The organism is Streptomyces violaceoruber (genome assembly GCF_033406955.1).
GTDB classification, from domain to species: domain Bacteria; phylum Actinomycetota; class Actinomycetes; order Streptomycetales; family Streptomycetaceae; genus Streptomyces; species Streptomyces violaceoruber.
In genome coordinates this window covers 7,927,778-7,949,342 of sequence record NZ_CP137734.1, presented here as the reverse complement: position 1 = coordinate 7,949,342, position 21,565 = coordinate 7,927,778, and the positions used below count along the sequence as shown (strand labels likewise).

Annotated in this window: 23 protein-coding genes; 18 read left to right on the top strand and 5 right to left on the bottom strand. The window is 73.8% G+C overall.

The window, feature by feature from the left end; all coding sequences use genetic code 11:
* From R2E43_RS35875 to catB, 15 genes are all read left to right on the top strand, one after another.
* Window positions 1–279: a gas vesicle protein GvpG gene (locus tag R2E43_RS35875; protein ID WP_003978210.1), complete on the top strand. Its 279-nt coding sequence runs from the start codon at window positions 1–3 to the stop codon at window positions 277–279.
* Complete coding sequence (locus tag R2E43_RS35870) at window positions 276–827, top strand: hypothetical protein (protein WP_030862868.1); 552 nt, start codon at window positions 276–278, stop codon at window positions 825–827. Before R2E43_RS35875 ends, R2E43_RS35870 begins: the two co-directional genes overlap by 4 nt.
* Complete coding sequence (locus R2E43_RS35865; protein ID WP_030862871.1) at window positions 824–1,798, top strand: SRPBCC family protein; 975 nt, start codon at window positions 824–826, stop codon at window positions 1,796–1,798. Before R2E43_RS35870 ends, R2E43_RS35865 begins: the two co-directional genes overlap by 4 nt.
* Window positions 1,799–1,822: 24 nt before the next feature.
* Window positions 1,823–2,167 carry a gas vesicle protein gene (locus R2E43_RS35860; RefSeq protein ID WP_003978207.1) on the top strand — a complete coding sequence of 115 codons (345 nt, stop codon included), beginning with the start codon at window positions 1,823–1,825 and terminating at the stop codon, window positions 2,165–2,167.
* Window positions 2,164–3,006 carry a GvpL/GvpF family gas vesicle protein gene (locus R2E43_RS35855; RefSeq protein ID WP_011027276.1) on the top strand — a complete coding sequence of 281 codons (843 nt, stop codon included), beginning with the start codon at window positions 2,164–2,166 and terminating at the stop codon, window positions 3,004–3,006. Before R2E43_RS35860 ends, R2E43_RS35855 begins: the two co-directional genes overlap by 4 nt.
* Window positions 3,003–3,251, top strand: a complete 249-nt coding sequence (locus R2E43_RS35850) for a gas vesicle protein (protein WP_016325204.1) — start codon at window positions 3,003–3,005, stop codon at window positions 3,249–3,251. The genes R2E43_RS35855 and R2E43_RS35850 overlap by 4 nt, the downstream gene beginning before the upstream one ends.
* Complete coding sequence (locus tag R2E43_RS35845) at window positions 3,248–3,550, top strand: gas vesicle protein K (RefSeq protein WP_003978204.1); 303 nt, start codon at window positions 3,248–3,250, stop codon at window positions 3,548–3,550. Before R2E43_RS35850 ends, R2E43_RS35845 begins: the two co-directional genes overlap by 4 nt.
* A gap of 79 nt (window positions 3,551–3,629) precedes the next feature.
* Window positions 3,630–4,736: a substrate-binding domain-containing protein gene (locus tag R2E43_RS35840; protein ID WP_011027277.1), complete on the top strand. Its 1,107-nt coding sequence runs from the start codon at window positions 3,630–3,632 to the stop codon at window positions 4,734–4,736.
* 125 nt (window positions 4,737–4,861) lie between these two features.
* Complete coding sequence (locus R2E43_RS35835; protein ID WP_003978202.1) at window positions 4,862–6,193, top strand: ABC transporter substrate-binding protein; 1,332 nt, start codon at window positions 4,862–4,864, stop codon at window positions 6,191–6,193.
* Between the two features lie 26 nt (window positions 6,194–6,219).
* Window positions 6,220–7,206, top strand: a complete 987-nt coding sequence (locus R2E43_RS35830; RefSeq protein ID WP_003978201.1) for a carbohydrate ABC transporter permease — start codon at window positions 6,220–6,222, stop codon at window positions 7,204–7,206.
* Window positions 7,203–8,066, top strand: a complete 864-nt coding sequence (locus R2E43_RS35825; protein WP_003978200.1) for a carbohydrate ABC transporter permease — start codon at window positions 7,203–7,205, stop codon at window positions 8,064–8,066. Before R2E43_RS35830 ends, R2E43_RS35825 begins: the two co-directional genes overlap by 4 nt.
* Window positions 8,063–9,094 carry a hydroxyacid dehydrogenase gene (locus tag R2E43_RS35820; RefSeq protein ID WP_011027278.1) on the top strand — a complete coding sequence of 344 codons (1,032 nt, stop codon included), beginning with the start codon at window positions 8,063–8,065 and terminating at the stop codon, window positions 9,092–9,094. The genes R2E43_RS35825 and R2E43_RS35820 overlap by 4 nt, the downstream gene beginning before the upstream one ends.
* Window positions 9,091–10,986, top strand: coding sequence for a DUF2264 domain-containing protein (locus R2E43_RS35815; RefSeq protein WP_189282696.1), 1,896 nt, complete (start codon window positions 9,091–9,093; stop codon window positions 10,984–10,986). Before R2E43_RS35820 ends, R2E43_RS35815 begins: the two co-directional genes overlap by 4 nt.
* A gap of 145 nt (window positions 10,987–11,131) precedes the next feature.
* The gene (locus tag R2E43_RS35810) at window positions 11,132–11,359 is read left to right on the top strand and encodes a hypothetical protein (protein WP_332056978.1); all 228 of its coding nucleotides are present in this window, start codon (window positions 11,132–11,134) and stop codon (window positions 11,357–11,359) included.
* Window positions 11,360–11,495: 136 nt separating this feature from the next.
* Window positions 11,496–13,775 (top strand): catalase CatB, encoded by a 2,280-nt coding sequence (gene catB, locus R2E43_RS35805; protein ID WP_003978196.1) that lies wholly within the window; start codon window positions 11,496–11,498, stop codon window positions 13,773–13,775.
* Window positions 13,776–13,829: 54 nt separating this feature from the next.
* Here catB and R2E43_RS35800 read toward each other — a convergent pair whose 3' ends face one another.
* Both R2E43_RS35800 and R2E43_RS35795 read right to left on the bottom strand, forming a co-directional pair.
* Window positions 13,830–14,711, bottom strand: a complete 882-nt coding sequence (locus tag R2E43_RS35800) for a diacylglycerol kinase family protein (protein ID WP_011027281.1) — start codon at window positions 14,709–14,711, stop codon at window positions 13,830–13,832.
* Between the two features lie 71 nt (window positions 14,712–14,782).
* The gene (locus tag R2E43_RS35795; protein WP_016325205.1) at window positions 14,783–16,381 is read right to left on the bottom strand and encodes an FAD-binding oxidoreductase; all 1,599 of its coding nucleotides are present in this window, start codon (window positions 16,379–16,381) and stop codon (window positions 14,783–14,785) included.
* Window positions 16,382–16,452: 71 nt separating this feature from the next.
* On the opposite strand from R2E43_RS35795, the gene R2E43_RS35790 reads away from it, so the two are divergent.
* Window positions 16,453–17,070, top strand: coding sequence for a TetR/AcrR family transcriptional regulator (locus tag R2E43_RS35790; RefSeq protein ID WP_003978194.1), 618 nt, complete (start codon window positions 16,453–16,455; stop codon window positions 17,068–17,070).
* Window positions 17,067–18,650: a glycerol-3-phosphate dehydrogenase/oxidase gene (locus R2E43_RS35785; RefSeq protein WP_011027283.1), complete on the top strand. Its 1,584-nt coding sequence runs from the start codon at window positions 17,067–17,069 to the stop codon at window positions 18,648–18,650. The genes R2E43_RS35790 and R2E43_RS35785 overlap by 4 nt, the downstream gene beginning before the upstream one ends.
* 110 nt (window positions 18,651–18,760) lie before the next feature.
* Here R2E43_RS35785 and R2E43_RS35780 read toward each other — a convergent pair whose 3' ends face one another.
* Window positions 18,761–19,039 (bottom strand): hypothetical protein, encoded by a 279-nt coding sequence (locus tag R2E43_RS35780; RefSeq protein WP_016325207.1) that lies wholly within the window; start codon window positions 19,037–19,039, stop codon window positions 18,761–18,763.
* A gap of 177 nt (window positions 19,040–19,216) precedes the next feature.
* Here R2E43_RS35780 and R2E43_RS35775 point away from each other — a divergent pair, with 177 nt between their 5' ends.
* The gene (locus R2E43_RS35775; protein WP_016325208.1) at window positions 19,217–19,582 is read left to right on the top strand and encodes an STAS domain-containing protein; all 366 of its coding nucleotides are present in this window, start codon (window positions 19,217–19,219) and stop codon (window positions 19,580–19,582) included.
* An 8-nt stretch (window positions 19,583–19,590) separates the two neighbouring features.
* Here R2E43_RS35775 and R2E43_RS35770 read toward each other — a convergent pair whose 3' ends face one another.
* Both R2E43_RS35770 and R2E43_RS35765 read right to left on the bottom strand, forming a co-directional pair.
* Window positions 19,591–20,019 carry an ATP-binding protein gene (locus tag R2E43_RS35770; protein WP_016325209.1) on the bottom strand — a complete coding sequence of 143 codons (429 nt, stop codon included), beginning with the start codon at window positions 20,017–20,019 and terminating at the stop codon, window positions 19,591–19,593.
* A 191-nt stretch (window positions 20,020–20,210) separates the two neighbouring features.
* Entirely contained in the window at window positions 20,211–21,563 is a 1,353-nt protein-coding gene (locus tag R2E43_RS35765) for an endo-1,4-beta-xylanase (RefSeq protein ID WP_011027286.1), read from the bottom strand.
* Window positions 21,564–21,565 lie beyond the last annotated feature (2 nt).

The window sequence follows — 21,565 nt, the reverse complement described above, 5'->3', positions numbered from 1 at the left end:
GTGGGCATCGTGAGCGGTCTCCTCCTGCTGCCCCTCGCACCGGTGCGCGGCACCGCGTGGATCGCCGACCACCTGCTCCAGGAGGCCAGGCGCCAGGCCCACGACCCACGCGCCGTACAGGCGCGGCTGGCCGCACTCAACCGGGCCCTGGACGACGGCGCCATCGACGAGGCCGCCTTCGAACGGGAGGAGGAGCGCCTTCTCACCCTCCTCGAACGCCCGGCCGGGTCCACCGGTCCTACGACCCCTACGAATCAAGCGCGGAGACGACACCTATGAACGACAGCAGGACGGCCATGGCGGCTGCCGTGGCGGGCGGCTATCTCCTGGGGCGCACGAAGAAGGCCAAACTCGCTTTCGCCGTCGGCTCCTACCTCGTGGGCCGACGTGTCGGCCTCTCCCCCGGCCAGGTGCTCGGCCAGGGGCTGGGCAGTCTGCAACGGGCGCCGCAGTTCCAGGAGTTGACCGACCAGGTCCGGGGCGAGCTGCTGACCGCCGGACGCGCGGCCTTCACCGCCGCGGCGAACCGACGGCTCACCACCTTCGCGGACACGCTCCGCGACCGTACCGACGCGCTCACCGGCGAGGACCGCCGGGACGACGACAGCGACGAGAACGGGGACGAGGACGCCTACTTCGACGAGGAGGACCGGGCGGAAGACCGGCGGCCCGCGCCGGCACCGCCCCGGAAGACGGCCAAGAAGGCCGCTCCGCGCAAGGCGGCGCCGCCCGCGAAGAAGGCCGCGAAGAAGACGGCCGCCAAGAAGACGGCGCCGGGGAAGCGGGCGGCCGGTCCGGGCGTCCGGCGCGGGGGTGGGCGGGCATGACCCCCGACCGGAAGGGCGACGGCGGACCGTCCCCCCTCGGCGACCTCAAGGACGCCCTGGGCGGCTACCTGTCCGCCGCGGGGCACGGACTCGTCGGCAGGGCGGGGGACCGGCTCGGCTCGCTGACCGACCGCCTGACCGAGTCGGCCGACGGCGGTGGTGCCAACGGCGGGACCGGTGGTTCCGAGCCCGGTAACGGTGGTTCCCGGAGCGGATCCGACGGTTCCAAGAGCGGATCGGGTGGGTCCAAGAGCGGATCGGGTGGGTCCAAGAGCGGCGGCAGCGTCAAGGCGACGCACATCATGGAGACCGTCGACATCGGCGTCCCCCTGCGCACCGTCTACGACCAGTGGACGCAGCTCCAGGACTTCAGCGACTTCACCAAGGGCGTGCAGAGCGTCAGCCCCCACGACGAGACGACCTCGGACTGGACCGCCAAGATCGCTTTCTCGACCCGCAGCTGGAAGGCGACCGTCCAGGAGCAGATCCCCGACCAGCGGATCGTCTGGACCTCCGAGGGCGCCAAGGGCAGTACCAACGGAGTCGTCACCTTCCACGAGTTGGCGCCCCGGCTGACCCGCGTCGTCGTGGTCGTCGAGTACTACCCGGCGGGCTTCTTCGAGAAGACCGGCAACCTCTGGCGCGCCCAGGGCCGGCGGCTGCGGCTGGATCTGAAGCACTTCGCGCGGCACGTGACCATGACGGACGCCGAGGAGATCGAGGGCTGGCGCGGCGAGATCCGCGACGGAGAGGTCGTCAAGAGCCACGAGGAGGCGCTGGAGGAGGACGAGGACGCGGCGGACGAGTACGAGGACGACGAGGAAGGTGAGTACGACGAGGAGGAGTCGGACGGGGAGGTGCCGGACGGGGAGGAGGAACCGTATGCGGACGAGGACGACGGCGAGTACGAGAACGACGACGCGTACGAGGCCGACGACGAGGACGACGAACGTGCCCGCCCGCGTCGCTGACGACGCCGCCGCGGGGAGTACGCGGTGACCGACCTCGACCACCGGTATCCGGGCGAGGAGACCGAGCCCTACGGGCCGCCCTCCGGGAGCCTCGCCGACCTCCTCGAACGCGTCCTCGACAAAGGCATCGTCATCGCCGGCGACATCAAGATCGATCTGCTCGACATCGAGCTGCTGACGATCAGGCTGCGGTTGTTCATCGCCTCCGTGGACACCGCGAAGAAGGCGGGCATCGACTGGTGGGAGACCGACCCCGCGCTGTCGTCCCGGGCCGCGCGGGACGCGCTCGCCGAGGAGAACGCGCGGCTGCGGGAGCGGCTGGACGCCCTGGAGGGGGCGGCCGGGGAGACGACGGGAGCGGTGCGATGAGCGCGTCCGCCGCCGGACCGGCGGCCCCCGCACTGGTGTGCGCGTTCGCCGTCACCCGGACCCCGCCGGACCCCGCCGGGCTGGCGGCGGCGAGGGGGCACGAGGAGGGCGGCGCGCTGCGCGTGCTGCGCGCGGGCGACCTGTGCCTGGTCGTGCAGGACGTCCCCGCCGCCCTGTTCGGCGAGGAGGCGCTGACCGAGCGTCTCAACCGGCCCGAGGACCTGGAGCGCTGCGCCCGCGCCCATCACCGGGGCGTCGAGGCCGCGGCCGGGCGGGGCCCCGTCGTGCCGCTGCCGATGGCGACCCTGTACCGCGGCGACCGGACCGCGGAGCGGGCGGTGGCCGCCCGGCGGCCGGTGCTGGACACCCTGCTCGACCGTCTCCGGGACCGTACGGAATGGGCGGTGAAGGTACATGCCGCCGAGGCCGGGCCCGGGGCCCCCGCGGACACCGGTGGCCCCGCCGGGCCGGGCAGCGGTGGCCGTGCCTACCTCAGCCGGGCCAGCGCACGGCGGCGGGAGCGGCAGGGTGCGCACGGCAGGGCGCTGGCCGAGGCGGAGGCCGTCGACGCGGCACTGCGGTCCCACGCGGTCGCCGCGACGCGGCACCGCCCGCAGAGCGAGCGGCTGACGGGCCGCCGCGCCCCGCAACTGCTCAACGTCGCCTACCTGGTGGAGGACGCGCGGCGCGCCGACTTCACCGCCGCCCTGGCGCGTTTCACCGCCGGCCGGCCGCATCCGGGCGTGCGGGTGGAGGCCTCGGGCCCGTGGATCCCGTACTCCTTCGCCCGCTGGGACGAGGACCCGCGGCCGGGCCAGGACCAGGAGGCCCCTTCATGACCGTTCCGGACGCCCGTACCCCGGGTCCCGCTCCCGTGCCCTGGGGCGGCCCCGAGCCGTACGCACCGGTCGGCGTGCCCCTGGTCGACCTGCTGGACCGGGTGCTGGCGACCGGGGTCGTGGTCAGCGGCGATCTGGTCCTGGCCGTCGCGGACGTGCCCCTGGTGCGGATCTCCCTGCACGCGCTGCTGTCGTCGGTGAACGAGCGGGTGCCCGCCCCCTGGCCGGACAGCGGGCCGCTGTGACCGCGCCCCGGGACCGTGCCGCCCATGCCCTCGACCTGGATCCCGAGCGGGTGGCGAACGACCTGGCCGCGCTGGTCCTCACCGTGGTGGAACTGCTGCGCCAGCTCATGGAACGCCAGGCCGTGCGCCGCTTCGACGAGGGGACGCTGAGCGCGGAGCAGGAGGACCGGCTCGGCACGGCGCTCATGCTGCTCGACGAGCGCATGGACGACCTGTGCGCCCAGCACGGCCTGAGCCGCTCCGACCTGAACCTCGACCTGGGCCCGCTCGGCCCCCTCCTCGCCGACCCGGAACCGTAGGGACTCCGGCACCCGGTGCGAGCGATCGTTATGATGGCGCGGAATCGCTCAAACGAACATTCTCGGGTGGGGAGACCTGATGCGGGAGCCGGTCGATCTCAGGCGCCAGCGGATACTGGCGGCGGTCCAGGCGCGCGGTACCGCGCGGGTGCGTGACCTCGCCGACGAGTTGCAGGTCTCGGTGGTCACCGTGCGCCGGGACGTCGAGGAGCTGACGCGCGAGGGCAGGCTGAGCCGCGGGCACGGTGTCGTGCGGTCGACGCTGCCGGCCCGGGAGAGCGCCCCCGAGGCGGTCCCGGCGGCCGGGGACCGGGTGGCCGTGGTGGTGCCCGTACGGCACTCGTACCTGACCGAGACCCTGCACGGGGCCCGGACGGTCCTGGAGCGGGCGGGGGTGCGCATGGCCCTGCACCTCGCGCCGCAGGCGTCCGGCGCCGAACGCCCCCTGGTGGAGCGGGCGCTGGCGGACGGGGCGGACGGGCTGCTGATCGCACCGCGCTGGCGCGGCCGGGCCGACGAGGAGGCCGACCACGAGTGGCTGGCCGGGACCGGGGTGCCGACGGTGCTGATGGAGCGCCGCCCGTGGCGCGGCAGCGCGCTGCACGCCCTGGACTCGGTCTGCTCCGACCACTGGTACGGCGCGCACCTGGCGGTGGAGCACCTGGTGGGTCTCGGGCACCGGCGGATCGTGGTCGCCACCCGGCACGACAGCCCCACCGCCCGTTCGCTGCGTGCCGCCTTCACGGAGATCGCCGGGGCGCATCCCCTGGTGGAGCGGTGGGCGTGGACGCTGGTCGCGCCGGAGGCCGGGGCCGACGGACCGTACTCGGCGGACGAGACGGCCGAACCGCCGGCGCTGATGCGCAAGGTGGGTGCGACCGCGATGGTGCTGCACGGTGACGTGGACGCGCTGATGGTCGTCCAGCGGCTCGCGGAGGAGGGGGTGCGGGTGCCGGAGGACTGCTCGGTGGTCGCGTACGACGACGTCGTGGCCGGTCTCGCCGCGCCCCCGCTGACGGCCGTGTCGCCGCCGAAGGCCGAGGTCGGTCACACGGCTGCGGAACTGCTGCTCCAGCGGCTGACCGAGGCACCCGGCGGCCGGCGGCCGGGCCGTCGGGTCGAGCTGCTGCCGCGGCTGATGGTGCGGGGTTCGACGGACCGGTCGGTCGAACCGCTCGACGAATGAGCGTTTGAGCGTTTCATTTTCTTCTGATCGATCTATTGACCGTTTGAAGCGGGGCGTTCAGGATGCCGGTGTCTCGAAGAGTCGTGTCCGCACCCGCGCGGACCCGCAGGAGCCGCGGAGGCGCCATGCCCGGACGACCCAGCCGTCGCTCCGTGCTCGCCGCGATGACCGCCCTACCCCTTGCAGGAGCCGCGAGCGCCTGCAGCGGGGGGAACGGCGCATCGTCGGCCCGCACGGGCACCACCACCCGCATCACCTTCTGGTCCGCCCTGCGCGGCAGCCAGGAAGTGGTCGACGCGTTCAACCGCACCCACCGCACCATCCAGGTGGAGTTCCAGCAGATCCCCTCCGGCGGGCAGGGCGGCTACGCCAAGCTCAGCAACGCCGCCCGGGCGGGCAACGCGCCCGACGTCGCCACCCTCGAGTATCCGCAGGTCCCGGGGTTCGCCATCGACGGTGTCGCCCGCGACATCACCGACCTGGTCAGTGACGGTCTGCGCCGCAAGCTGCTGCCGCAGGCGCTCGGCCTGACCACGTTCGAGCGCCGGGTGTTCGCCGTGCCGCTGGACGTCGAACCCATGGTGATGCACTACCGCGCCGACCTGTTCGACCACTACGGGCTCCAAGTCGCCGGTACCTGGGACGAGTTCGCCGAGCAGGCCGCGACGGTGCGCCGCAAGGCCGCCGACCGCAGGCTGGTGCTCTTCCCGACCGACGGGATGACGCAGTTCGCCTGCTACGCCTGGCAGGCGGGCGCCCAGTGGTTCGACACCTCCAAGGGTGCCTGGAACGTCTCCCTCGCCGACGCGCCCTCCCGGCGGGTCGCGGAGTACTGGCAGGGGCTGATCGACCGGGACGACGTCTTCGTGAACGCCGTCGAGAGCAGACAGTCCGACGCGCAGATCGGCAACGGACTGGTCCTCACCCGGCTCACCGGCGCCTGGGACGCCGGTGCCCAGATGAACGCGCGTCCCGGGCAGAAGGGCCAGTGGCGGATCGCCCCCATGCCCCAGTGGGACACCGCCGCCCCCTCGACCGGTACGCACGGCGGCTCGACCTTCGCGGTCACCGAGGACAGCGAGCACCCGGAGGCCGCGATGGAGTTCATCGAGTGGCAGGTCTCCCACCCCGACGCCCTGCGCGCCCGGCTCTCCAGCGGCACCAGCAGCCAGTACCCGGCCGCGCCCGGCCTGGTCGCGGTGGGCCGCGACGCCTTCGACCGCACGTACTACGGCGGCCAGGACATCTACGGCCTGTTCGAGCGGGAGGCCGAGAAGATCGGCGACCAGTGGCTCTGGGGCCCGCGGATGAGCGCCACCCAGAAGGTCATGCAGGACTCCTTCGCCCGGGTCGGCGGCGGCCAGGGCAGCCTCGTCGAGTCGCTGCGCACCGCGCAGGAGGGCACCATGCCCGACCTCAAGGCCCTCGGCCTGTCCACCACCCAGCACAGCACCTGAGCCGACGAAAGGCAGGTGACACACCCATGACCACGACCACCCACCCACGGGTGCCGGCCGGCACGGCCCGCGCCGCCTCCCCAGCGCCCTCGGACTCGGGCCTGCGGGCCCGCAGAGCGGCCAAACGCCGTCAGCTGACCGCCGCCGGCGTCCTCATGACGCCGTTCTTCGCCCTGCTGGTCACCGTCTTCCTGATCCCCGTCGGCACCGCCGTCTACCTCAGCTTCTTCAGCGACGACCAGCCCGGCCTCGGCTTCGGCCCGGAGCGCCAGGTCTTCGTCGGGCTGCGCTCCTACGCGGCCGTCCTCACCGACCCCACCTTCCTCGGCGGGCTCGGCACGGTCGCCCTGTACTGCCTGATCTACATCCCCCTGATGGTCGTCGGCGCGCTCGCCCTCGCCCTGCTCCTCGACTCGGGCGTGGTGCGGCTGCGCGGCCTCGCCCAACTCGGCCTGTTCCTGCCGCACGCGGTGCCCGGCATCATCGCGGCACTGATCTGGCTGTACCTGTACACGCCCGGCATCAGCCCGGTGATCGAGCTGTTCGCCAAGGGTGACATCACGATCGACTTCCTCGGCGTGCACACCGTGATCCCGTCCATCGTGAACATCGCCCTGTGGAGCAACCTCGGCTACAACATGGTGGTCTTCTACGCCGCCCTCCAGGCCGTGCCCCGCGAGGTCATCGAGGCGTCCGTCGTCGACGGCGCCGGCCCGGTGCGCACGGCCCTCCAGGTCAAGACGCCGCTGGTACGTGCCTCGATCGTCATGGTCGCCATCTTCACCCTGATCTGGGCGCTCCAGCTGTTCACCGAGCCGATGCTGCTCAGCCAGTCCTCCCCGATGATCAACTCGCGCTTCTCGCCCAGCATGTACATCTACGACGCGGCCTTCACCCGCAACAACTACAGCCTCGCGGCGGCCGCCTCAGTGGTCCTGCTGGTGTGCACCATCGCACTGTCCTACGGCGTCACCCGCTTCACCAGCCGCGCCGACTCCGAGGAGGCCCGATGAGCGCCACCGACAGCTCACTGCTCCGCCCGAAGCTGCTGGGCCGTGCCACCGTCAACGTGGTCGTCGCCGTCTCCGTCCTCTACACCCTGCTGCCGGTGCTGTGGCTGGTGCTCGCCTCGACCAAGAACCGCGACGCCCTGTTCAGCAGCGACCTGCTCTCCCTGAGCGACTTCTCGCTCCTGCAGAACCTGAAGGACCTGTTCGCCATGGACGGCGGGCTGTACGGCCGCTGGTACGTCAACAGCCTGCTGTACGCGGTGATCGGCGCCGCCGTCGGCGCGCTGGTGAGCGTGGCCTGCGGCTACGCCTTCGACAAGTACCGCTTCCGGCACAAGGAGAAGCTGTTCGGCCTGGTCCTCGCGGCGGTGATGGTGCCGCAGACGGTGCTCGCGCTGCCGCTGTACCTGATGGCCTCCGAGGCCGGCCTGGTCAACACCTTCTGGGCGGTGTTCATCCCGGTGCTGTTCAACCCCTTCGGCGTCTACCTCGGCCGGATCTTCGCGCGCGGCTACGTGCCCGACGAGGTGCTGGAGGCGGCGCGCGTGGACGGGGCCGGGGAGCTGACCACGTACGCCCGGGTGGCGTTCAGGATGCTCGGGCCCGGTCTGATCACCGTCTTCCTCTTCCAGCTCACCGCCATCTGGAACAACTTCTTCCTGCCCATGGTGATGCTGTCCGACCAGGACCTGTATCCCGTCAGTCTCGGCCTGTACCAGTGGAACAGCTCGGCGTCCGTGTCGCCCGAGTACTACCCCGTGGTGATCATGGGCTCGCTGCTCGCCGTGCTGCCGCTCATCCTCGCCTTCGTGCTGCTCCAGCGATTCTGGCGCAGCGGCCTGACCGCCGGAGCCGTCAAGTGACCGTGCACGCCCCCGGACCCGGCCACCGGCCCCGTGCCGCCGTGGCCATGTCCCCGGACGCCGCCTCGGCCGTCCTGGACCCCCAGTCCCTCGCCGCCTTCCGCCGGGTCTGCGACCTCGCGCCGTTCCCGGTGCTCGACGACCTGTCCACGGCGCGGGCGAGATCCGTACTGGCGGACGTGGAGCTGCTGGTCACCGGGTGGGGCTGTCCGCCACTGGACGCTCAGGTGCTGCGGTCGGCGCCCCGGCTGCGGGCCGTGGTGCACACGGCGGGCAGTGTCCGCGGACATGTCACCGACGCGTGCTGGGAGCGGGGCGTCGAGGTCTCCTCGGCCGCCGCCGCCAACGCGCTGCCGGTGGCCGAGTACACCCTCGGCATGATCCTGCTGAGCGGCAAGCGGGTGCTGGAGCGGGCCCGCGACTACCGGGCCTCCCGGGTGCGCGGGAACTGGCTGCGCACCCCGCGCGGCGTCGGCAACTACCGCCGGACGGTGGGGATCCTGTCGGCGTCGCTGATCGGCCGCCGGGTCGTCGAACTGCTGCGGCCGCACGACATCGAGGTCCTCCTGCACGACCCGTACGTGACCGACGCCGAGGCCGCCGAGCTGGGCGTCGAGAACGTGGGGCTGCCGGAGCTGTTCGCGCGCTGCGACACCGTCAGCGTGCACACCCCGCTGCTGCCCACCACCCGCGGTCTGGTGAGCCGTCCGCTGATCGAGGCGATGCCGGCCGACGCGGTGCTGATCAACACCTCGCGGGGCGCGGTGATCGACCAGGACGCGCTCACCGACGCCGCGCTGGCGGGCCGCATCCGCGCCGTCCTGGACGTCACCGACCCCGAGGCGCTGCCGCCGGAGCACCCGCTGTGGGACTGCGAGCACGCCCTGATCACCCCGCACCTCGCCGGTTCCGAGGGCAACGAGTGGCGCCGGCTGGCCGACCTCGCCCTCGCCGAGACGACCCGCTGGGCGTCCGGTTCCGGCTTCCTCCACCCCGTACGACGCGAAAGGCTGGCGTTCCTGGCATGAGCATCCCGTTCGAACTGCCCACCGAGGACCGTGCGTCCAGCCCGTACACCGGTTATACCCGGGCCCACTGGGAGGCCGTCGCGGACGGGCTGCTGTGGGCCGCGTGGCGCTGGAGCACCCCGGGCCGCGCCCTGCTCGACCTGCCGGGGCGGCCCTCGCGCTCGGGGGTGCGCTCCGACGGCCTGGAGGGCTTCGCGCGGACCTTCCTCGCGGCGGGCTTCCGCGTCGCGGGCGCGGACGGCGCGGACCCGCACGGCTGGCTGGACCGCTACGCCGAGGGCCTCGCCTCCGGCACCCGCACCCCCGGCCGGGACGACACCGAGTCGTGGCCGCTGATCCTCGACCACGACGTGCAGGGCCAGCCCATGGTCGAGTCCGCCTCGGTGGCACTGGGGCTGCGGCTGACCGCGCCGTGGCTGTGGAAGCACCTCGACTCCGGCGTCCAGGACCGGGTGGAGGAGTGGCTGCGCGGGGCGCTGCGGCACGTCCCGGCGCCCAACAACTGGTACCTGTTCCCGTACACGGTCGCGGGGTTCCTGGAGTCGGTCGGCCGCGGCGACGCCGAGACGGCCGCGGCGCGGCACCGGGCGCTGGAGCTGATGGAGGGCTGGTACCGGGGCGAGGGCTGGTACGCCGACGGGGACGGACGCGCCTTCGACCACTACAACGGCTGGGCGCTGCACCTCTACCCGGTGCTCGACGCACACCTCGGCGGCGACACCGACGCCCTCGCCCGGTACGGGGACCGGCTGCGCGCCCACCTGGACGGCTTCGCGCTGATGTTCGGCTCCGACGGGGCGCCGGTGCACTTCGGGCGCTCGCTCACCTACCGTTTCGCCGCGTCGGCGGCCGTCGGCCTGGGCGCGCTGACCGGGCACACCCCGCTGACGCCGGGTGCCTCGCGGCGACTGGTCAGCGGCAGCCTGCGGTACTTCGTGGACCGGGGGGCGCTGACCGACGAGGGGGTGCTGAGCCTCGGCTGGTACGGCCCGCACGAGGCGACCCTGCAACCGTACTCGGGTCCGGCCTCCCCGTACTGGGCGTCGAAGGCGTTCGTGTCGCTGCTCGCTCCCGCGGACCACCCGCTGTGGGCGGCGCCGGAGGAGCCGGCGCCGGTGGAGGAGGCCGACCGCGTGCTGGCCCTGTCCGCGCCGGGACTGCTGGTGCAGGCGACCCGCGCCGACGGGATCGTACGGCTGCACAACCACGGCAGCGACCATGTCCGCCCGCACGAGGGCGAGTCGGCGGCCGAGGACGATCCGTACTACGGCCGGCAGGCCTACTCGACCCGGACCGGTCCCACGGCGCGGGAGAACGTCGCGGACAATCATCTGTCGGTCGAGGTGAACGGCCGGTCGAGTGTGCGGCGCCGTGTCCATCCGCTGGGGGCGGGCGGCGGTGACGGCTGGGGCTGGGCGGCGTCCTGGCACCGGCCCGTCTTCGTGTCCGGGCCGCCGATGGTGCCGGGGCTGCGGGTGGAGAGCGTCACGGTGGCCCGGGGGCCGTACGAACTGCGGGTGCACCGGGTGGTCGGGGCGCCGGCCGGGGCCCGGGTCACCCACACCGGGTGGGCCACCGGTCCCGAGGAGCCACTGACCTCCACGCTGGACGGGCTGCACGGCTGGGAGCCCGAGGCGCAGACCGTGCGCGCCCCGCAGGGCACGGCGTACGTGCCGTGGGCGGAGCTGCCCCGGCTGTCCGGCACGGCGGGCGGCACCTCGGTGCACGTCGCCCTGGCCGCGCTCACCGGTGCGCCGGCGAGCGTCCCGGCCGATGGGGCCGTCGCCGAGGTGCTGCCCGGTGAGGACGGCGTGGAGGTCGTCTGGACGGCCGACGGCGCCCGCACCAGGGTGTCGTTCGAACCGGTGGCGGTGACGCACACGGAAGGTTAGGGCCTGTCCGGTGCTTCGAGGGCTCCGGCCGCGGCGGCGGCCGGGGCCCTTCGCCGTGTGCGCTCCCCCGTGCGCGCTCCCCCGGTGGCGTGCCGCGGCCGGGCCGGTGACGCTGGGACGGCACCGGTGAGAAGGAGCCGTCCCCATGCGCAAGTCGTCGTGCACCGTCGTCGCGGCCCTGGCCCTGTCGGTCCTGGGCGCCACCGGCGCAGAGGCCTCGGCGCCGCGCGCCCCGAGCGTGGCGAGCGACGTGACGGCGAGCGAGTGCCTCCGGGGCGGCGGAGTGACCATCATCTCGGCGGACGGGGACGGCACCGGCACTTTCACGAAGCTCTGCCGGGGCGGCATCCACGACGGTCAGACCATCACCTGAGCCCGCCACCTCCGTTCCCCCGCGCCCATGCCTCGACTCCCGAAGGCTGGGTACGCGGTCACGGCCCACCACGGCAGTCGGTACGCGAACACGACCGGGCGCGGGCAGCGGCCCGCCCAGAAACGGAGAAAGGCCGATGAGCGAGGCCAACCCCCTCAAGCGAGTAGCCCGCAAGGTGACCGAGGGCCTGCACGGCGAGGCCGGCGGGCCGCCGGACGGGATCCCCGGCAGGCCAGGCCCCGAGTCGCCCTCCGCCGCCGAACCCACCGAGCCCCGCGAGCCGCTGCCTCCGAAGCCGGACCAGACCGGTCCGGACACCGTGTCCCCGACCGGTCAGCCCACGGGCGCCGACCAGGCCCGGGTGGCGCAGTCCGGCAGCTACCTGACGAACGCCCAGGGGACCCGGCTGTACGACACCGACCACTCGCTGAAGGCCGGGCCGCGCGGTCCCGTGCTGCTCCAGGACCACCACCTGCGCGAGAAGGTCATGCACTTCGACCACGAGCGCATCCCGGAGCGCGTGGTCCACGCGCGGGGCGCGGGCGCCCACGGGGTCTTCCAGAGCTACGGCACGGCGGCCTCGGTGACCAAGGCCGGGTTCCTGGCCGCGGACGTGGAGACGCCGGTGTTCACCCGGTTCTCCACGGTGGTCGGCTCGCGCGGTTCGTCGGACACCGTGCGGGACACCCGGGGGTTCGCGACGAAGTTCTACACCAGTGAGGGCGTCTTCGACCTGGTCGGCAACAACATCCCGGTCTTCTTCATCCAGGACGCCATCAAGTTCCCGGACGTGGTGCACGCGGCGAAGCCGCACCCGGACCGGGAGATCCCGCAGGCGCAGAGCGCGCACGACACCTTCTGGGACTTCGTCTCGCTGCACACCGAGGCGACGAACCACACCATCTTCTTCATGGGCGACCGGGGTATCCCGCGCTCGTTCCGGATGATGGAGGGCTTCGGCGTCCACACCTTCCGGCTGGTGAACGCGGAGGGCGCCACGACGCTGGTGAAGTTCCACTGGAAGCCGAAGCTGGGTGTGCACTCCCTGGTGTGGGACGAGGCGCAGCTGATCAACGGCGTCGACCCGGACTTCCACCGCCGGGACCTCGCGGACGCGATCGAGGCGGGCGCGTACCCGCAGTGGGAGCTGGGCATCCAGACCTTCCCGGACAACCCGGAGCAGACCTTCGAGGGCATCGACCTGCTGGACCCGACCAACTTCGTGCCGGAGGAGCTGGCGCCGGTGCAGCCGGTCGGGCTGCTGACCCTGAACCGCAACCCGTCCAACTTCTTCGCCGAGACCGAGCAGGTCGCCTTCCACGTCGGTCACCTGGTGCCCGGTATCGACGTCACCGACGACCCGCTGCTCGCGGGGCGGCTGTTCTCGTACCTGGACACGCAGATCACGCGGCTGGGCGGTCCCAACTTCCCGCAGCTGCCGATCAACCGGCCGCAGGCGCCGGTCAACGACATGCTGCGTGACGGCATGCACCAGAGCGCCGTGCACCGGGGCGTGGCGCCGTACCGGCCCAACTCCCTGGACGGCGGCTGCCCGTTCACCGCGGGCGCGGACACCAGCGCGTTCGTCGAGGCCCCGGTGCGGGTGCCGGAGGGGCGCAAGGTCCGCGAGGCCTCCGAGTCGTTCGCGGACCACTTCAGCCAGCCGCGCCGCTTCTGGCTGAGCATGAGCCCGGTGGAGCGCGAGCACATCATCGGCGCCTACACCTTCGAGCTGGGCAAGTGCTACGAGCAGGCGATCCGGGAGCGCACGCTCCAGGTCCTGGCCAACATCGACCCCGAGCTGTGCGCGGGGGTCGCCGAGGGCCTCGGCCTGCCCGCCCCGGAACCGACGGTCCCGCTGGCCGAGGTCGAGCCCAGCCCGGCGCTGTCCCAGGTGGGCGGCGTCTGGCCGCTGGACGGCAGGGTCGTCGGCATCGTGACCGGCGGGGCGGACCTGGAGGGCGTGGGCGCGGTACGGGAGGCCGTGCTGAACGCCGGGATGGTGCCGCTGGTCGTGGCGCCGACCGGCGGCACCCTGGGCTCCGGCGACGCCGCGCTGACCGTGCAGCGCAGCTATGTCACCGCGCGGTCGGTCGAGTTCGACGCGGTGCTGATCGCGGGGACGCCCGACATGGGCGGCGACGCGTACACGCCGCGCGACTACAAGGCCGGGCCGGCGCCCGCGGGGCCGGGGACGGTCGACCCGCGGGTGAGCCTGCTGCTGTCGGAGGCGTTCCGGCACGGCAAGGCGATCGGCGTCTGGGCCGGTGGCACGCCGGCGCTGGAGGCGTCGGGGGTGCCCGCCGACGCCCCGGGTGTGATCGTCGCCGACTCCGGCACCGCCGCCCTGGAACGGGTGACGGAGCTGATGGGCTCGCACCGGGTGTGGGAACGCTTCACCACGCCGCGGGGCTGATCCACCGGGCCGTGGGGCCGGGCGCCGACCTGGGCGCCCGGCCCCGCGGTGTGTTCAGCACAGGACGCGCAGCGCTCCGGGCAGCACCTTCGCGGTGACGGGTACGACGGCCTCGACCTCGCCGTCGGCGCCGTAGGGTATCGCCCGGTCCGCCTCGATGCGGACCTCCCGGCCGCGCAGGACGCGTACCTGGGGCCGGTGGACGTGGGCGCCCGTGGAGAGTTCGTTCATCAGGGCGAAGAACAGCCGTCGCGGGGCGTCGGCGATCATCACCACGTCCAGCAGACCGTCGTCCACCCGGGCGGAGGGGGCGACGAGGCGGTTGAAACCGTAGTAGCCGGAGTTGGCCGCCACCACCGTGTAGCCGCTGAAGGCGTGCTCCTCGCCGTCGACCGTGACCCGGTAGCCCGCCGCACGCCAGCCCGCCACGGCCCGCACGGCCCCCGCGTAGTAGGAGGCGGCTCCGCGCAGCAGCCGCGCGTGGTTGGCGTGCCGGTTGGCGAGCGCGTCGACACCGGCGTACACGCTGCCGAGGACGACGGTGCGGTCGTGGACGGCGGAGGTGACCTCGACGGTGTCGACCGGGCGGGGTTCGCCGTGCAGCAGCACCTCGGCCAGTCCGGGCCCTCCCGTGGGCAGCTCCAGGGCACGGGCGAAGTCGTTGCCGCGCCCGGCCGGGACCAGCCCGAGCACGGTGCCGGTGCCGCTGAGGGCGCCGCCGATCCCGCCCGCCATGCCGTCGCCGCCGACGGCGAGCACCACCCGGCCCCGCTCCCCCGCCCGCCGGGCGAGTTCGCGGGCGTGGGCGAGGCTGTGGCTGTACTCGGTCTCCAGCCCGGCCCCCGCCTCGCGCAGCAGGCGGGCCACCCCGAGGAGCGCGGCGGCCGAGGTGGCGCCGCCCGCGGTGGGGTTGACGACGGCGGTGAACTGTCGCATCGGTGTGCCTCCGGGCTGACGGGTGGTGCCGACTGTTGTCTCACGGGGTGGGAGCGTGCCGTTCGGCGGGGTCAGTCCGCCGGCAGCAGGACGCCCGGGCTGAGCAGTCCGGCGGGGTCCAGGCTCCGCTTGACGGCGCGCAGGGCCTCGACGCCGAGGGGGCCCGCCTCCCGGACGTACCAGTCGCGGTGGTCGGTGCCCACGGCGTGGTGGTGGGTGATGGTGCCGCCCGCGGCGAGGATGGCGTCGTTGGCGGCGTGCTTGGCCCGGGTCCAGTGCGCCACGGCGTCCTCCCCCTGGGCGGAGACGACCGTGAAGTACAGCGAGGCGCCGTTCTCGTAGACGTGCGAGATGTGGCACATGACCAGGGGCGGGGTGCCCGCAGCGGTGAGGGTGGCGGTGAGCGCCTCGCGGACGGCGGCGTACAGGGCGGGGAGGCGGGACCAGAGGGCCGCCGTCTCCAGGGTCTCGGCGAGCGCCCCGGCGTCGAGCAGCGCGTCGCGCAGGTACGGCGCCGAGTAGCGGCCGTGGGCCCAGCGCTCCCCCGGCTCCTCCCCCGCGAAGGTGCCGCCGCTCTCGCGCAGGATCTCGGCGGCGCCCTCGCGGCGGTGCGCGGTGTCCTCCCCGGTGCCCTCGAAGCCGACGACCGCCAGGCATCCGGCGTCCTGGCGCTCCAGGGAGGCGCCGACGGCGTCGGGCTGGGCGAGGCCGATCAGGGTCTCGGTCTCGTCGGACAGCCGCAGCACCGTGGGGCGCGGACCGTCCTGGGCGAGGCGGCGCAGGGCGGCGGTGCCCTCGTCGAAGGAGGCGAAGCGCCAGCCCTCGTAGCGGCGGACCTCCGGAGCGGGCCGTACGCGCACGGTGACGGAGGTGATGACGCCGAAGGCGCCCTCCGAGCCCAGGACGAGCTGGCGCAGGTCGGGTCCGGCGGCCGAGCGCGGTGCGCGGCCGGTGTCGAGCGTGCCCCGGGGGGTGGCGAGGGTGAGGCCGAGGACCATCTCGTCGAAGCGGCCGTAGCCGGCGGAGGCCTGTCCGCTGGAGCGGGTCGCGGCGAAGCCGCCGACGGTGGCCCACTCGTAGGACTGGGGGAAGTGGCCGAGCGTGTACCCGTGCTCGGCCAGCAGCGCCTCGGCCTCGGGGGCGCGCAGGCCGGGCTGGAGGGTCGCCGTGCGGGAGACCTCGTCGAGGTCGAGCAGGCGGTTCATGCGGCGCAGGTCGAGGGCGACGAACGCGCCCTCGCGGCCGGGGGCGAGGCCGCCGACGACGGAGGTGCCGCCGCCGAAGGGGACGAGGGCCAGGCCGTGTTCCGCGCAGGCGGCCAGCACGGCGAGCACCTCGTCGTGGCCGTCCGGGAGGACGACGGCGGCCGGGGTGTCGGTGACGTCGCCGGCGCGCATCCGCAGCAGGTCGGGGGTGGACTTGCCGCGGGTGTGCCGGATGCGGCTCTCCGCGTCCGTGCGCACGTCCCGCGCGCGCTGTCCGACGGCGGCCTCCAGCGCGCGGCGGGCGTCCGCGTCCAGCGGCGGGGCGGGTACCCCGATCTCCTCCAGCGGGAGGGGGGCGGCGGCGCGGGGGGTGACGCCGAGCAGTTCGCGCAGCAGCCCGGTCACCGTGTCGGGCAGCGGCGTCGCCCGGGCCGGGTCGCCCCAGCCGTTCCACAGCATGTCCATTGCCTGTCGTCCTCACGGTCGCTTCGAGGGATGCCGTCCGCACCGCCCCGCTGGGCGTTACACTGTTACACATGACGCCCAACCGTCACAACCATCCGACCAGGCAGACCCCCTCCGACAGCGACACGGTGCTGGACGCCGTGCGCGACTGCGTGCTGGCCGTCGGGGTGCGGCGCACGACGATGACCGACGTCGCCCGCCGCGCCGGCGTCTCCCGGATGACGCTGTACCGGCGCTGGCCGGACGTGCGGTCCCTGGTCGGCGACCTGATGACCCGCGAGTGGATCGCGGTGGCCACCGGCGCCGTTACGGAACCCGGGCAGGACACCGACGCCCGCTCGCGGATGGTCGAGGGCCTGGTGGCGGGGGTGGCGGCGTTCCGCGCCCACCCTCTCTTCCGCAAGATCGTCGACGTCGATCCGGAGCTGCTCCTGCCCTACGTCCTCGACCGGCGCGGGGCGAGCCAGGAGGCCCTGCTGGAACTGCTTGCCGACTCGCTGGAGGAGGGCCACGCCGACGGTTCGGTCCGCCGGACGCACACCGGGCGGCAGGCGCGGTCGGTGCTGCTGGTGGTGCAGTCCTTCGCCCTGTCGCTGCGGACCATGGCCGACGAGGACGACGCCGAGCTGACCCCCGCCGCCCTCCTCGCGGAGCTGCGCACCATCCTGGAGAGGACCCTCGCACCATGAGCCCCACCAGCCGCCCCGCCACCGGGGCCTCCCTGTCCGCCGCGCGGCGCTCGCGCGAGGTGGCCGACACCGTCGGCGGCCCCGTGGTGGACGTCCTGGTCGTCGGTCTCGGCGCGACCGGTGCCGGTGCCGCGCTGGACGCCGCCGCCCGGGGACTGGGCGTCGTCGCCGTGGACGCCCACGACCTGGCCTTCGGCACCTCCCGCTGGAGCTCCAAGCTCATCCACGGCGGACTGCGCTACCTCGCCTCCGGCCAGCTCGACGTCGCGCACGAGAGCGCGGTGGAACGCGGGGTGCTGATGGAGCGCACGGCACCCCACCTGGTGCGCGCCCAGCCGTTCGTGCTGCCGCTCACCCCGCTGGTCTCCCGCGGCCAGGGCGCGCTGGCGTGGGCCGGGTTCCGGGCCGGGGACACCCTGCGTCTCGCGGCGCGCACCGCACGGGCCACCCTGCCCGCGCCGCGCCGGCTGTCCGCGGTGGAGACCCGTCACCTCGCACCGGCGCTGCGCTCCGACCGGCTGCGCGGCGGGCTGCTCTCCTGGGACGGCAGGCTCGCCGACGACGCCCGGCTGGTGACCGCGCTCGCCCGGACCGCGGCGGCCCGCGGCGCGCGGATCCTTACCCGGGTCAGGGCACTGGAGCTGACCGGGTCGGGCGCCCGGGTCCGCGACGAGACGACCGGCGAGGAGGGCGTGATCCGGGCCCGCGCGGTGGTCAACGCCTCCGGGGTGTGGGCCGGAGACCTCGTGGACGGCATCCGGATCCGTCCCTCCCGCGGCACGCATCTCGTCCTGCGCTCCGACCGCCTCGGCCCCCTCCCGGCCGGCCTGCACGTGCCGATCCCCGGCGAGACCAACCGCTTCGTCCTCGTCCTGCCCCAGGACGACGGCCGCGTCTACGTCGGCCTCACCGACGAGCCGGTGGACGGGGACGTCCCGGACGTGCCGGAGGTCCCGGAGACCGACGTCGGCTTCCTGCTCGACGTGCTCGGTTCGGTGCTCGACGTGCCGGTGCACCGCGAGGACGTGGTGGGCGCCTTCGCGGGCCTGCGCCCCCTGCTCGACACCGCCCCGTCGGACCGGCCCGGCGCCGCGCCCCGTACGGCGGACGTCTCGCGCCGGCACGCCGTGCTGACCTCGTCCGAGGGTGTGATCACCGTGGTCGGCGGCAAGCTCACCACGTACCGGCGGATGGCCGAGGACGCCGTGGACGCCGCCGTCGCCGCCCGGGGCCTCGCCGCGGGACCGTCCCCCACCGCCGCGCTGCCCCTGGTCGGCGCCGCCGCCCCGCACACCCTGGCCGGGGTCCGGGCACCGCGCCGCCTGGTGCGGCGCTACGGCACCGAGGCCCCTGCGGTCCAGGCCCTCGCCTCCCGGGAGCCCTGCCTCGCCGAACGCGTACTGCCCGGCCACCCCGTCACCGGCGCGGAACTGGTGTGGGCCCTGCGCCACGAGGGCGCCCTCGACGAGGCCGACCTGCTCGACCGGCGCACCCGCGTCGGCCTGGTCCCCGAGGACCGCGCGGCGGCCCTGGGCGCCGTACGTGACCTCGTCGGCGAGGTCACGGCGGACCCGCGCTGACGACGGCGAGGCCCGGGACACGGCCCGGGACCAGAGCGAAATAGTCCGAGCCCGCCCCGGTGACCCGGCGCGGACGGTGCGCGCCCGGGCCCGGGGCCGGGCCCGGCCGGTCAGATGTTGCGGTCGTCGTCCTGGACGGCCTTGCGGAGCTTCGCCTCGATCTTGTGCCGGGACTGGCCTCCCTCCTTGACGTACTCCGCCATCGCGGTCCGCGCGTCCCGGTCCAGGTCGCGCCAGGCCCGTACGGCGGTCTCGTACGTCTCCGACTGCCTCGGGGTCCACCGATGCTGTGTGGGCGGCCCGTACGAGTCGCGCAACTCCTCGACCCGGTGCTGTGCCAGGTCTGCCGCGCGGCGTTTGTGCACGAGCTCCTCGAATGTGTGTGCCACCACACCTCCGACCGTAGTCAGAGGAACGCCGTCGCGCGCGCCGAGCCCGGCGGGGCCGGGTCCGGCCGCTGCGTTCCGGTCCGCACGAGTGGGCCCACGCGGGCCGCGAAGGGCCTTAACATCGAGCCACCCGACGACGGCCGGGCACATGCGGCGCACGCGAGAAGTGAGGGCAGTGTGGCGGAGATCGAGGGAGCGGCGGTACCGGAGCGGCTGCTGATCACCCGTACCACCACGGGTGACGGCGTCTGCCTCGTGATCCTCGCCGGAGAGGTCGATCTCGACGGCAGCGGCCATCTGCGCGACGTCCTGCTGTCGTCGGTGGAGTCCGCGCCGGGCACGGTGGTGGACTTCGGCGAGGTGGGTTTCCTGGACTCCAGCGGCATCAACGTCCTCATCTCCGCGCACCGGGCCGCCGAGTCCCGCGGCGTCTTCTTCCGGCTGGCCGCACCGCGCGACGCCGTCGAACGCGTACTGCGGCTGGTGGGCGTCGACGCGCTCATCCCCTGCTACCCGAGTGTGGAACAGGCCCTGACCGCCTGAGGCGGGGGTCAGACCAGCGGCAGGCGCGCGTACACCGTCTTCCCGGTCGCGTGCGGCTTGGTGATGACCTCGCCGCACAGCCGCGTCACTATCTCCAGCCCGTGCCGGCCGACCCGCACGGGGTCACGGGGCAGGAAGGTGGGGAAGGCCTCCGCCGTGTCCGACACCGCGATCTCCACCCGGTCGTCCACCAGGGTCAGCTCCAGCCGGCAGGGGCCGGGGGCGTGCCGCAGCGCGTTCGTCACCAGCTCGCTCGCGACCAGACGGGCGGCGTCCAGGAAGGCGTCCGTCAGGTCCAGGCCCCGCTCGGACAGGCGCGTGACGAAACCGTGCACGACGTCCCTGGAGGCGGGGATCATCGCCGATCCGCCCCGGAACTCCACCACCGCGGACACGACGGAGGTGTCCGCGGTGTCGGGTCCGTGCGCCGGAGTCATACCGAGCCTCACCGTCCGGTCCGGGGCCGAGTGGCGGGAGCGGGGGCCCCGGCTCTCACGATACGCACCGGGACGCTGCCCACGCTCCGTTTGCCCCAACTTCCGCCGGACGCGCCGTTTTTTGCGCGGATCCGGCCGACCGCGCCCATGCCCGGCGGAAGGTGGGGCGCGAGGTCGGGCGGGCGCCCGGGTCAGGAAGCCGTGCAGGTGCCGACCGTGGGCGCGGCGTCGCTGCCGTTCTTCGCCGCGGTGAACCCGAAGCTGGTCGACGCGCCGGCCGCCAGGGGGCCGTTCCAGCTCGGCCGCACCGTCATCACGTTGCCGCTCCAGGTGGGCGTGCCGTTCCAGAGCGAGGAGACGGACTGCTGGGCCGGCAGCGTGACCGTCGCGGTCCAGGAGCTGATCGGCTCGGCGCCCGCGGTGATGGTGACCTGGCCGTTGTAGCCGCTGCTCCAGTCCGCGGTCCTGGTGTACGTGGCCGTGCAGCTCGCGCCGTCACCCGGGTCGCCGGGGTCTCCCGGATCGCCCGGACCGCCCGAGCCGCCGAGGGCGGACAGGACGGCGCCGTAGGCCGGCTTCTCGTTGTAGTCGCCGTCGAACAGCAGCGGGGTGCCGCCGCTGCGCCACGAGTACTTGTCGGTGACGCCCCACACGGTCATGCCGGTGCAGCGGCTCACCGCGAGGCAGGCCTCGACCACCTTGGTGTAGTCGGCGGCCTGGGCGGAGCCGGAGCCCTCGATGTCCAGCTCGGTGATCTGCACGTCCACGCCGAGGTCGGCGAAGCGCTGGAGGTTGTGCCGGTAGTCGGACGGGACGGGCGAGTTGCTGTTGAAGTGGGACTGGAAGCCGACGCAGTCGATGGGCACGCCTCGGGACTTGAAGTCCTTGACCATGTCGTAGACGGCGTTGCTCTTCGCGTTGACACCGTCGGTGTTGTAGTCGTTGTAGCAGAGCTTGGCGGCCGGGTCGGCGGCGCGGGCGGTGCGGAACGCCTCCTCGATGAAGCCGTCGCCCAGCTTGTCCTGGAAGGGCGAGCTGCGCCGGGCGCCGCTGCCGCCGTCCTGGAACGCCTCGTTGACGACGTCCCAGCTGTGGATCTCCCCCTTGTAGTGGCCCATCAGGCCGTTGATGTGGGCGTTCATCGCGGTGCGCAGGTCCTGGGCGCCCAGCGGGCTCACCCAGGAAGGCAGTTGGGAGTGCCAGACCAGGGTGTGGCCGCGCACGTCCATGCCCTGGCTCTGCGCGTGGTCGACGATCCGGTCGGCGGAGGTGAAGGTGAAGCTGCCGCGGCTGGGCTCGGTGGCGTCCCACTTCATCTCGTTCTCGGGCGTCACCGAGCTGAACTCCCGGTCCAGCGTGGCGGCGTAGTCGCTCTCGCCGAGGTGGCTCGCCGCGACGGCGGTGCCGAAGTAGCGGCCCTGTCCGGCGGCCGCGGACCCGAGCGTGTCGGCGGCTTCGGCGGAGTGGGCCGCGGCCGTCAGCGCGGCGGCGGCCACGAGACCGGCGGTGGCCGCTCTCGACAGGCGTCTGACAATCATGCTCATGT